The 11780-nt window shown below is 58.8% G+C and carries 12 protein-coding genes and 2 tRNA genes; 11 read left to right on the plus strand and 3 right to left on the minus strand.

The window, feature by feature from the left end; all coding sequences use genetic code 11:
* The first annotated feature begins 35 nt into the window (after positions 1-35).
* The 6 genes from gyrB (at position 36) to ACWTV3_RS08315 (ending at position 5835) form a co-directional block, all read left to right on the plus strand.
* Positions 36-2030, plus strand: a complete 1995-nt coding sequence (gene gyrB / locus ACWTV3_RS08290; RefSeq protein ID WP_498477713.1) for a DNA topoisomerase (ATP-hydrolyzing) subunit B — start codon at positions 36-38, stop codon at positions 2028-2030.
* A 59-nt stretch (positions 2031-2089) separates the two neighbouring features.
* A complete protein-coding gene (gyrA, locus tag ACWTV3_RS08295) occupies positions 2090-4666 on the plus strand; it encodes a DNA gyrase subunit A (protein WP_100387775.1) in 2577 nt (858 codons plus the stop codon).
* On the plus strand, positions 4659-5066 hold the full coding sequence (locus tag ACWTV3_RS08300; protein ID WP_100387774.1) for a DUF3566 domain-containing protein: 408 nt from the start codon (positions 4659-4661) through the stop codon (positions 5064-5066). The genes gyrA and ACWTV3_RS08300 overlap by 8 nt, the downstream gene beginning before the upstream one ends.
* A 48-nt stretch (positions 5067-5114) precedes the next feature.
* A tRNA-Ile gene (locus ACWTV3_RS08305) sits at positions 5115-5188 on the plus strand.
* A gap of 29 nt (positions 5189-5217) precedes the next feature.
* Positions 5218-5290: transfer RNA gene (locus ACWTV3_RS08310), tRNA-Ala, on the plus strand.
* 65 nt (positions 5291-5355) lie between these two features.
* Positions 5356-5835 (plus strand): TetR/AcrR family transcriptional regulator, encoded by a 480-nt coding sequence (locus ACWTV3_RS08315; protein ID WP_498477956.1) that lies wholly within the window; start codon positions 5356-5358, stop codon positions 5833-5835.
* A gap of 204 nt (positions 5836-6039) precedes the next feature.
* Here ACWTV3_RS08315 and ACWTV3_RS08320 read toward each other — a convergent pair whose 3' ends face one another.
* Entirely contained in the window at positions 6040-6585 is a 546-nt protein-coding gene (locus ACWTV3_RS08320; protein WP_498477714.1) for a hypothetical protein, read from the minus strand.
* Between the two features lie 133 nt (positions 6586-6718).
* Between ACWTV3_RS08320 and ACWTV3_RS08325 the strand changes: the two genes are divergently transcribed.
* Positions 6719-7258, plus strand: coding sequence for a peptidylprolyl isomerase (locus ACWTV3_RS08325; protein WP_100387770.1), 540 nt, complete (start codon positions 6719-6721; stop codon positions 7256-7258).
* A 191-nt stretch (positions 7259-7449) separates the two neighbouring features.
* Entirely contained in the window at positions 7450-8097 is a 648-nt protein-coding gene (locus ACWTV3_RS08330) for a rhomboid family intramembrane serine protease (RefSeq protein WP_498477715.1), read from the plus strand.
* Between the two features lie 59 nt (positions 8098-8156).
* Here the strand turns inward: ACWTV3_RS08330 and ACWTV3_RS08335 are convergent, their stop codons facing one another.
* Positions 8157-8387 (minus strand): cell division protein CrgA, encoded by a 231-nt coding sequence (locus tag ACWTV3_RS08335; protein ID WP_498477716.1) that lies wholly within the window; start codon positions 8385-8387, stop codon positions 8157-8159.
* A gap of 81 nt (positions 8388-8468) precedes the next feature.
* Between ACWTV3_RS08335 and ACWTV3_RS08340 the strand changes: the two genes are divergently transcribed.
* The 3 genes from ACWTV3_RS08340 to ACWTV3_RS08350 are packed head-to-tail and all read left to right on the plus strand — an operon-like array spanning position 8469 to position 10032.
* The gene (locus ACWTV3_RS08340) at positions 8469-9242 is read left to right on the plus strand and encodes a class E sortase (RefSeq protein ID WP_498477717.1); all 774 of its coding nucleotides are present in this window, start codon (positions 8469-8471) and stop codon (positions 9240-9242) included.
* Entirely contained in the window at positions 9242-9400 is a 159-nt protein-coding gene (locus tag ACWTV3_RS08345; protein WP_498477718.1) for a hypothetical protein, read from the plus strand. Before ACWTV3_RS08340 ends, ACWTV3_RS08345 begins: the two co-directional genes overlap by 1 nt.
* On the plus strand, positions 9397-10032 hold the full coding sequence (locus ACWTV3_RS08350) for an anthranilate synthase component II (RefSeq protein ID WP_498477719.1): 636 nt from the start codon (positions 9397-9399) through the stop codon (positions 10030-10032). The genes ACWTV3_RS08345 and ACWTV3_RS08350 overlap by 4 nt, the downstream gene beginning before the upstream one ends.
* Before the next feature lie 8 nt (positions 10033-10040).
* Here the strand turns inward: ACWTV3_RS08350 and pknB are convergent, their stop codons facing one another.
* Positions 10041-11765 (minus strand): Stk1 family PASTA domain-containing Ser/Thr kinase, encoded by a 1725-nt coding sequence (pknB, locus tag ACWTV3_RS08355; RefSeq protein WP_498477721.1) that lies wholly within the window; start codon positions 11763-11765, stop codon positions 10041-10043.
* Positions 11766-11780 lie beyond the last annotated feature (15 nt).

Below are 11780 nucleotides of genomic sequence, written 5' to 3' on the forward strand. Positions count from 1 at the left end.
GCCTGTGTGAACTAGCGGCAGGAGCCTAACTTCAGATGACATCGACGCCCGAAAACGACGTGCCCGAGAGCCAGATCATTGCCAACGGTCATGTTGCCGCTGATAGCTATGGCGCCGATCAAATTCAGATCCTTGAGGGTCTTGAAGCTGTGCGCAAGCGCCCCGGTATGTACATCGGTTCCACCGGTCCTCGCGGTTTGCACCACCTGGTTTATGAAGTCGTCGACAACTCTGTTGATGAAGCCCTCGCCGGCTACTGCGACACCATCAATGTGTGGATTCGCAAAGATGGTTCGGTTCGAGTCCGTGACAACGGCCGCGGCATCCCCGTCGACCTGAACCAACAAGAGCAGAAGTCGACGGTTGAAGTCGTCATGACAATCCTGCACGCTGGTGGAAAATTCGGCGGTGGCGGCTACGCCGTATCAGGTGGACTCCACGGTGTGGGTATCTCCGTCGTTAACGCGCTCTCTGAAGAAGTGGACACTGAAGTTCACCGTCAGGGACACGTATGGCGAATGAGTTTCAAGAACGGCGTTCCGACCGGTCCGCTTACGCAGGGCGAAAGTTCTGACCAGACCGGAACCCAACAAACTTTTTGGCCGAGCAAAGAAACTTTCGAAACTGTCGAGTTCGATTTCGAGACGCTTCGCGCCCGCTTCCAGCAGATGGCCTTCCTCAACAAGGGTCTGCGCATCACGATCTCTGATGAGCGTGGCGAAGAAGAAGTCACTGAGAGCTACATGTACGAGCGTGGCCTTGTTGACTACGTCGAGTACTTGAACAAGACCAAGAAAAACGAGCTCATCCATCCGGATGTCATCGCATTCGAATCTGAAGACACCGAAAAGCGCATCTCCCTCGAAGTAGCGATGCAGTGGACCGGCGGATACTCCGAGAGTGTCCACACCTACGCGAACACCATCAACACTCACGAGGGTGGAACCCACGAAGAGGGCTTCCGGGCTGCGCTGACCACTCTCGTCAACCGCTATGCCCGCGAGAAGAACATCATCAAGGAGAAGGACGACAACCTTTCCGGCGACGACGTTCGCGAGGGTTTGACCGCCGTTATTTCCATCAAGCTCGGCGAACCTCAGTTCGAAGGGCAGACCAAAACCAAGCTCGGTAATACCGAAGCAAAGGCCTTTGTTCAGCGCATCGCCGGTCAGCAGCTCGGTGACTGGTTCGATCGCAACCCCACTCAAGCCCGCGACGTAATTCGCAAGGCGATCCAGGCATCGCAAGCTCGACTCGCTGCCCGCAAGGCTCGCGAGCAGACCCGACGCAAGGGACTGCTTGAATCGAGCGGAATGCCCGGAAAGCTGCGGGACTGCTCGAGCAAGGATCCTTCGCTCTCCGAGATCTTCATGGTTGAGGGTGACTCGGCTGGCGGCTCCGCCGTTCAGGGCCGTAACCCCGAGTTCCAGGCGATTCTTCCGCTGCGAGGCAAGATCCTCAATGTTGAAAAGGCGCGCCTTGACCGTGCTCTTGGCAACGCCGAAGTTCAGGCCATGATCACCGCCTTCGGTGCGGGAGTCGGCGAAGACTTTGACCCAGAGAAGGCTCGATACCACAAGATCGTCTTGATGGCCGATGCTGATGTCGACGGCCAGCACATCACCACGCTGTTGCTGACTCTGCTGTTCCGCTACATGCGTCCGCTTATCGATCTCGGTTACGTCTACTTGGCTCAGCCGCCGCTGTACCGCCTGAAGTGGAGCAACGCGCAGCACCAATACGTCTACAGCGACGCGGAGCGCGATGCGCTCACCGAACTGGGACTTTCAGAAGGTAAGCGCATGCCCAAAGACAACGGCATCCAGCGCTACAAGGGTCTTGGTGAGATGGACTACAAGGAGCTGTGGGAAACCACGATGGACCCCGCCACTCGCACGCTGCTTCAGGTCACCTTGGATGACGCTGCCGCGGCCGACGAAATCTTCTCGACTCTTATGGGTGAAGACGTTGAGTCTCGCCGAAACTTCATCCAGCGCAACGCCAAAGACGTCCGCTTCTTGGACATCTAGCTCTCACCGAGCTCTCGGCGCCCGCACTCGCGACAGATACAGACTGGAACTGAAATTTAATGGCTGACGAAGAAACTCCGAAGAAGACCTTCGAAGACGCACCGGTAGACGACCGTCACGACAAGATCAACCAGGTTGATCTTCAACTGGAGATGCAGCGCTCCTACCTCGACTACGCCATGAGCGTCATCGTGGGGCGTGCGCTTCCTGAAGTGCGCGATGGTCTCAAGCCCGTGCACCGTCGTGTGATCTACGCGATGTATGACGGTGGCTACCGCCCCGACAAGGGGTTCTCCAAGTGCACCCGTGTCATCGGTGATGTGATGGGCCAGTTCCACCCGCACGGTGACTCGTCGGTCTACGACGCTCTCGTTCGTTTGGTTCAGCCGTGGAGCCTTCGCTACCCACTGGCGCTGGGCCAGGGAAACTTCGGTTCTCCCGGAAACGACGGCGCTGCTGCTCACCGTTACACCGAAACCAAAATGGCTCAGCTCGCCATGGAAATGGTTCGGGACATTGAAGAAGACACCGTCGACTTCCAAGACAACTACGACGGTCGCACGCAGGAACCCACGGTTCTGCCGAGCCGCTTCCCCAACCTTCTCGTCAACGGTTCGGTCGGTATCGCGGTCGGTATGGCCACGAACATTCCGCCGCACAACCTGCGCGAAGTCGGAGAGGGTGCCCTCTGGCACCTCGCCAACCCTGACGCGTCGAAAGAAGAACTGGTTGAAGCGCTCATCCAGCGCATCAAGGGACCGGACTTTCCGACAGGCGCCCAGATTCTTGGTGTCAAGGGCATTCAGGATGCGTACCGCACGGGTCGTGGCTCGATCACAATGCGTGCCGTTGTTAACGTCGAAGAGTTGCAGGGGCGCACGTGCCTCGTCGTCACCGAACTGCCGTACCAAGTCAACCCCGACAACCTGGCACTGAAAATTGCCGACCTCGTCAAGGATGGCAAGCTCGCCGGCATTGCCGACATTCGTGATGAGACGTCGGGTCGTACAGGCCAACGCCTCGTCATCGTGCTCAAGCGCGACGCGGTAGCCAAGGTTGTTCTCAACAACCTCTACAAGCACACGCAGCTGCAGGAAAACTTCGGCGCAAACATGCTCGCGATCGTTGACGGCATCCCGCGCACGCTCTCGATCGACGGCTTCATCACCGAGTGGGCTACCCACCAGATCGAAGTTATCGTTCGCCGCACCGAATTCCGTCTACGCAAGGCCGAAGAGCGTGCCCACATTTTGCGTGGTTACCTCAAGGCTCTGGATGCTCTCGACGAGGTCATCGCGCTCATCCGTCGTTCGCCCACCGTCGAAGATGCCCGCAACGGCCTTATCGAGCTGCTCGACATCGACGAAATTCAAGCTCGCGCGATTCTCGATATGCAGTTGCGTCGACTTGCCGCTCTTGAACGCCAGAAGATCATTGACGAGCACGACGAGATCGAGCGCGAGATCGTTGACTTCAAGGCGATCATCGCAAGCAAGGAACGTCAGAGCAACATCGTCAGTGAAGAACTGACCGAACTCCTCGCTAAGTACGGCGATGACCGCCGCACCGAAATCATGATGGGCTTCGACGGCGACATGAGCATGGAAGACCTCATCCCCGAAGAGGAGATGGTGGTCACAGTCACGCGCGGCGGGTACGTCAAGCGCACACGCAGCGACAACTACCGCAGCCAGCACCGCGGCGGCAAGGGCGTCAAGGGTGCCCAGCTGCGTGCGGATGACGTGGTCGACCACTTGTTCGTCACCACCACTCATCACTGGTTGCTGTTCTTCACCAACACGGGCCGCGTTTACCGTGCGAAGGCTTACGAGCTGCAAGAGGGTGGCCGCGACGCAAAGGGCCAGCACGTTGCTAACTTCTTGGCACTGCAGCCCGGTGAAGAGATCGCTCAGATTCTCGACATCCGCGACTACGAGCAGTCAACGTACTTGGTTCTTGCTACCCGCAATGGTCTCGTCAAGAAGACCGCGATGGCAGAGTACGACACCAACCGCAGCGGTGGAATCATCGCCGTAAACCTGCGCGAGGGCGACGAACTTGTTTCGGCGATGCTCGTGGAGAACACGGATGATGTCTTGCTCGTATCTCGCAAGGGAATGTCGATTCGCTTCACGGCATCCGATGAAGCCTTGCGTCCCATGGGTCGTTCGACCTCGGGTGTGATGGGCATGAGCTTCCGTGAAGACGACCAGTTGCTGAGTGCCAGCGTTGTACCCGAGAGCGGTTTCGTCTTTGTGGTCACCGAGGGTGGCTTCGCGAAGCGCACGGCCGCTGATCAGTACCGCGTCCAGGGACGTGGTGGTTTGGGCATCAAGGTCGCCAAGCTCGACGGAACTCGCGGCGATTTGGCGGGTGCTTTGATGGTTGGGGACGAGGACGAAGTTCTTGTGGTTCTTGCCAGTGGCAAGGTGGTACGCTCTTCTGTCGCTGAGGTTCCGGCCAAGGGCCGTGACACGATGGGCGTAGTTTTCGCCCGATTTGCAGCGGAGGACAAGATCATTGCAATCGCACGAAATAGCGAACGAAATCTAGACAACAAAGAACTTGAAGCTGGGGACGATAGTGTTCCGAGTGAAGATGCCCCTGCTGGGAAGGACGAGTCGGTAGATGAGTAGTGTCGCGGAGAAGCTGCAGCGCAAGTCGCAGCGCCAAACATCAGTCAAACAGGTTCGCCTCAAGCTGGTGTACATCGACTTCTGGTCGGCCGTTAAGTTTTCGTTCCTCGTGGCCGTGTCGCTCGGAATCGTTTTGGTCGTGGCATCGCTCCTGATCTGGATCGTGCTTAACTCCACAGGAATCTTTGGAAAGCTCGATGAGATTTTGCGCGATGTTTTGAGCGACGAGTCCTTCAGTGTTGCGACAAGTTTCTCGCTGGGACAGGTCGCAGGATTCTCGTTTGTCGTGGCAATTCTCAACGTTTTGGTGGGTACTGCACTCGGCGCGATTGCGAGTATGCTTTATAACTTCAGCGTGCGACTGACCGGTGGAATCCTCGTGGGTTTCACTAACAACTAGTCGATTACGCCAAACGGGCAGAATGCGGTACTCTCGTATCTGCCCAACGGGGGTATAGCTCAGGCGGTTAGAGCGCTTCGCTGATAACGAAGAGGTCCGTGGTTCAAGTCCACGTACCCCCACTGGAATTTCCACAAGAAATTCCTTAAATGGGGCCTTAGCTCAATTGGTAGAGCGCCTGCTTTGCAAGCAGGAGGTCAGGGGTTCGATTCCCCTAGGCTCCACAGCACGACTACAAAAACCCCGGCCAGTTATCTGGTCGGGGTTTTTGCATACCCGGGCGGCGTTGTTGAGGTCACGGACTCTTTGCGCGACGAGAACACTCGAGGCTGCAGCGCGATTGCTGGCCGAGAAGGCCGATGGCGACATCTCTACCCGGGCCGTGTGCACGGCATCCGGGATTCAGCAACCAGCTCTCTATCGAACCTTCAGAGACAAGGCCGGCCTTCTCGAATCAATTGTCGATCTCGTGGGGGAAAAATACCTGAGCAGGAAGCGTGCCGCGGAGCCCTCGGGTGAACCGCTCGTCGGCCTCCGGTGGGTTGGGATCGCCACACCGCCTTCGCGCTGGTTGACCCCAACGCCTACAGGCTGCTGTTCGGCTCAAACGCGGTTGCGTGGGCCCGAAGGCTGGCACACACGCTCTTTGGCTCTTGCAGGGCGTCCTGGAGCGTCTCGCGACCCAAGGACGCCTACGGTGGACACCGAGGTCGGCGCGCACCAGGTAATGGCCGCACACAGCGGTGTCGCGCTTGCCATAATCCTGTGACCGGAGCAGAGCGAACACTCGCAGCTTTCTGAGCGAATGCGCGAGAGCATCACCCCTTCGATCCGCGGTGGTGGGAGAGGGGGGTGAAGCGGCAGCCGCTGGCGCCCTCAACGACAAAACAGCTCTGGCCCGATTCGCAAGAACCGGGCCAGAGCTGTTTAAGAGGTTGTGGCTACACCGCTGGCGGTGAGCAGCAGAGAATAGTTACGCAGTCTCTGCTTCGTCGTCAATCCACAGGTCGTCGTCTGCACGAAGCGTCTGCCATGCGGCGTACGCAACGCCTACGGCAGCAACTACGCCGACACCGATGAGGATGTAGCGGCCAAAGCCAGCCGACTTAGGCTGAGGCTTAACAAGGCCAGTCTTCTCGCCCGCGGAGGCCGCGAGTCCCGAGACGCGAGCGAAAGCATCCCGAACCTGCTGGTTCTTCGCTACTTCGAGCGCGGCAAGAGCTGTGCCGAGCGCCGAGGTGACTGCAGGCAATACGTCGCCCTTGATCTTCGACTTCGTGTTTTCGGCCGCTGAGCGGGCGCCAGCCACTGATGACGAGACAACGGGCTTCACCCGAGTGTCGATTGTGCTGTGGATCTTGGGGCTGACTTCTTCACGAGCGTAGTTGGCAGCCTGTTGGCTCGCCTCTCGTACTACGGCAGATGCGTGATCGAGCAGCTCCTTCTGGTCATGCCAAAGGTCTTCGGCTTGACCTTTCAAGCGCTTGAGTTCTTTCCGGCGTTTGCGAGTTAGTGCCACGGGAAACCTCCAAAGATGGTCGAACGGTGACTCCATACTGCCACGGTGCCTTCCGAGTCCGCACTGCTTTGCCTGTGAGCAGGCTGAATAACTGGTATCTGAGGCTCAGGTTCGCTATGTAAGAATTGACGCTATGTCTCAACACACCGCAGTTGCCACGATCAAGACAAACCTCGGAGAAATCCGTCTCAACCTCTTCGGCAACCACGCGCCGAAGACCGTTGCTAACTTCGTCGGTCTCGCCAAGGGCGATATCGAATGGACCCACCCCGCCACCGGTCAGAAGACCACTGCGCCTCTTTACGACGGCGTAATCTTCCACCGCATCATCAAGCAGTTCATGCTTCAGGGTGGAGATCCCCTTGGTAAGGGCATCGGCGGCCCCGGCTACAACTTCGACGACGAAATTCACCCCGAGCTCGACTTCTCGGCTCCCTACATCCTCGCCATGGCAAACGCCGGCACGCGCGCGGGCAAGGGAACCAACGGTTCGCAGTTCTTCATCACCACAGTCGCTACTCCGTGGCTCCAGGGCAAGCACACCATCTTCGGTGCGGTTGCTGACGACGAGTCGAAGAAGGTCGTCGACGCCATCGAGGCAGTCGACACCGACGGTAGCGACAAGCCCCTCACCGACGTTGTCATCGAGAGCGTCACGATCGACGAGGTCTAACCTTCGTGACCACATCGCCGGATGCCAGCGGTAACTACTGCTACCGGCATCCTGACCGGCAAAGTTTCACTCTCTGCCAGCGATGTGGGCGCACTGTATGCCCCAGCTGCCAAACGCAGGCGGCTGTGGGCGTACATTGCCCCGAATGCATCAAAGAGGCCCGAGCCAACGGGCCCAAGCGCAAACCAGTCTTGGTTCGCGCCTCCCGCGCGTCGCGGGGAAAGCCAGTAGTTACTTACACCCTCATCGGCATAACCGTCCTGATGTATTTACTGCAGTTGGTGTCTGACGGTCGGGTGTACCAAGCTCTCGCTTATTACCCGCCGTTCACGGCTGAGCAGCCATGGCGCATGATTACCGCAGCGTTCCTGCACTCTCAAAGCAGCATCTTTCATTTGCTCTTCAATATGTTCACGCTCTTCATTTTCGGGCGCGCTCTGGAACTGCCTCTCGGTAGAGCGAGGTTCATTGCGCTCTATCTGATCAGCGCGCTCGGTGGCTCGGTCGCCGTGCTGTTGCTTGCGCCGCAATCGGTCGTAATCGGAGCATCCGGAGCGGTATTTGGCTTGGCCGCGGCGTTCTTTGTTATCCAACGCCGTATGGGTGTGGATAACCGATTGTTGCTTATCGTGTTGGCCGCGAACCTAGTGATCGGGTTTATCCCCGGCTCCGGTATTTCTTGGCAAGCTCACCTCGGTGGGCTCATCACGGGAGCGGTGCTCGCACTCGTATTCTTGCGACAGCGCAACAAGCCGTCCGCCAACCCGGAGATCGCTCTAGTCGCGCTCGTTATAGCGGCTCTCATCAGCCTGACCCTCGTGCGGATCTTCGTTCTATAGGTGACTAAAAGTTATCCACAGGTTTATTAACACTGGGTATAACTACACGCGTGTAATTTCTAGCGCCACCGTGTTGTCATGAGGAATCCGATGAAGAGGATGCCGAAGCCAACGAGAATGTTCCAGCTACCGAGTGAGGCGACAGGCAACTGCTGGTTGCTCACGTAGAACACGATGATCCAGGCGAGCCCGATCAGCATGAAGCCGAACATTACGGGCTTGAACCAGACCGCGTTGGGAGCGTCTTCAGCGGGACGCGACGGTGAATTATCTGCAGAATTACGGGCCATGGGAGAGATTCTAGCGCGAACGCCCTGAGTGACGAACGGCCGCGCGGAAACCAGCAGGAGACTGCGGATAGAATTGCGCCTATGGTTCTCGAAGACGGCCGCCCGTCGCGGCGCAGAGCGAAAGCCCGCCGCCCTGTCTCCTTCATTGGAGTTCTCGGCGAAATCTTTATTACCGCCGGCGTAGTCGTGCTTCTCTTCTTGGTATGGCAGACCTGGGTGAACAGCTACTTCGTGAGCAACGCCCAGCGAGACGATGCTCTCGTACTGAGCGAAGAATGGAACAAGGGCGAAGCGGTCAAGCTTGCGCCAGATGAGCGTGCAGACCCCGGCGTTCCCGTCGTGGATGAGGCTCCAGCTCAAGCGGTCGCGTTCGGAACACTCATCGTTCCGCGCTTTGGTGCGGACTACGCGATCCCCATCGCTGAAAGTGTGAACCTCTCCAGCGTGCTCAATACTCAGGGCGTTGGCCACTACACGGGAACCCAGATGCCCGGTGAGGTCGGCAACTTCGCCGTCGCTGCGCACCGCACCGGCTGGGGTGACCCCTTCTACGACATCAACAAGCTTCAGATCGGCGACAGCATTTACGTCGAGACTGAAGCCGGCTGGTACCGCTACGTTTTCCGGTCTCTAGAATATGTGTTGGCTTCTGGTGTTGGAGTGCTCAACCCGGTTCCGCAGTTTGAAGGCGCCGCCGCAAGTGACCGCATCATGACGCTCACGAGCTGTAACCCCATTCACACCGCCGACGAGCGAATCATCGCCTACGCCGTGTACGACACTTGGTATCCCCGCTCAGAGGGTGCCCCCTCAGAGATCGCAGCGATCGCTCAAAACCTTGAAGGAGCTGGCTAATGTATGCAGCACTCTGGCGTGTACTTCCGGGCCCAGCACTCGTGCGGGTTCTGATTCTGCTGATCTTGGCAGCAGCCATTGTGGCTGTGCTCTTTACATGGGTGTTCCCGTGGGTGCTGCCCCTGGTAACCCCGCTGGATGCGACGGTGCAACAGTGACCCGCATCCTCGTCGTCGACAACTACGACAGCTTCGTTTACACCCTCAACGGGTATCTTCTCGAGCTCGGCGCTACAACAGACGTTGTGCGCAACGATGCTTTTAGTGCGGATGACGCGGCGGCACGCATCGCCGAGTACGATGCCGTTCTGCTCTCGCCAGGCCCTGGCACACCCGCAGACGCTGGGGTGAGCATCCCGATTGTCCATGCCGCCCTTGCCACGGGCAAGCCACTGTTCGGTGTCTGCCTTGGTCACCAAGCCATCGCTGAAGCTCTGGGAGCTACGGTTACTCACGCCGATGAGCTGATGCACGGCAAGACCTCCAAGATCGAACACGACGACAGCCTGATCTTCCGCGATCTACCGCAGCCGTTCACCGCGACGCGCTATCACTCGCTCGCCATTGTGGACGGGACTGTTCCCGACGAGCTCATCGTGACCGCGCGCACTCCAGGTGGAGTGATCATGGGTGTTCAGCACGCTACGCAGCCGGTTTACGGCGTGCAGTTCCACCCTGAGTCGGTACTCACCGAAGGCGGATACCTGATGCTCGGCAACTGGCTCTCCGAAGTGGGGATGCCCGAAGCTCCCGCTCTGGCCAAGACGCTCACGCCGCTGGTGCACAACTAGCGGCGTTATTAGCCAGCGCAGTACTGGAGCGTAATCTCAGATTTCTGAGCTTGATCGCCCACGATCGACTGGTAGCTCACGACATTGCCCGAGCATCCGAAGTCAGCGCTCAGCTTCACGCTGAGCTGAAGAGCGGTGAGGGTGCTGTTGGCTTCACCGATGTCTTTACCTGTGACGTCGGGCACCTGCACGAGACCGTTCGATACGACGAGGTTAACCGTCTCACCCTCGCGGATGATCGCGCCATCGGCTGTGCGCTCGGCGTCTCCGCGCGGATCAGAGCTGATGACGGTGCCCTTCTTGAGGTTGGGCGAGTATGACTGCGAAGTAGAGCCGTAGACAAGACCAGCCGATTCAAGCAGCTCGATGGCAGCATCTTCCTGCATGTTCGCCACGTTCGGAACGGTGACAGGAGTGCGGCCAAGGGAAACAACGACCTGAACTTCGAAGCCGAGGGATACCGTCTGGCCAGGGCCAGGATCGGTACGGATGATGACACCCTCCTCGACGGTTTCGCTGGCTTGGTTGACGCGCTTGGGAACGAGGTCGAGTTCTGTGAGTAGAGCTGCACCATCGTCGTAGGTCATGGCAGCGACGTCGGGAATGTCGACCGCGCTCGTGCCACTGAGTTGCGCGGGGCTGAGGCTGAAGGCCCAGACCACAACAGAAACGATGATGACAGCCATCAGTGCGATACCGCCCCAGATCCACGCGACGGGCGGACGGTTCTGGGTGCGGGGCGTGCGGTCGTTCTCGTCGACGGCAAGTTGACGGAACGTGGCATCGCTGCCCGCGGTGGCATTGGGGTTTACACCGAAGAGGGTGGCGTTGAAATCTGTGGATGCGAGCTGTTTGCGCTCCGGAACGGAACCCGCTGCAGCGGACTCAACGTCGGTGCGGAACTCAGCAGCACTTTGGTAACGGTCGAAGCGATCCTTGGCGAGCGAACGCAACACGACAGCGTCGAGCGCCGGTGACACCGCAGCGGTGGTTGTGCTCGGAGGAACGGGCTCGGAGTTGACGTGCTTGTAGGCAACCGCGACCGGGTTCTCTCCACTGAAGGGAGGCTGACCAGTCAGGAGCTCGAACAGCACGACGCCGGTCGAGTACAGATCGGAGCGAGCATCCACGCCTTCACCGCGAGCTTGCTCAGGCGAGAAATACTGCGCGGTGCCGACGATGGCACTGGACTCGGCGATGGTAGCGGCAGAATCGGAGACCGCACGGGCGATACCGAAGTCCATGACCTTCACCTGGCCACTGTTGGTGACCATGATGTTGCCGGGCTTGATGTCGCGGTGTACAACGCCAGCGCGATGTGAGTACTCGAGAGCAGTGAGCACCTGCGAAACGATGCGTGCTGCTTCTTCTGGCGCGAGGGCGCCCTCGGCAACGATATCTTTCAGCAGTCGACCGTCGACGTACTCCATGATGATGAACGGGATAAGCGTCTCGTGACCCGAAGCATCGATGACAGACTCTTCGCCCGCATCGAAAATACGAACGATGGTGGGGTGCGCCATCTTTGCTGCATCGTGGGCTTCGCGACGGAACCGGGTGCGGAAAGCTGGATCGTTGGCGAGCGTCGGCTTGAGCAGCTTGATAGCAACCCGGCGCCCGAGCCGCGAATCCATACCGAGGTGAACATCGGCCATACCGCCATGGCCGAGAAGCTCGCCAATCTGGTACCGCCCAGCGAGCTGGCGTACGCCCTGTGCAACGCCTTCGCTCACTAGTTCACTCCTGAT

The organism is Salinibacterium sp. AL4.1 (genome assembly GCF_059767305.1).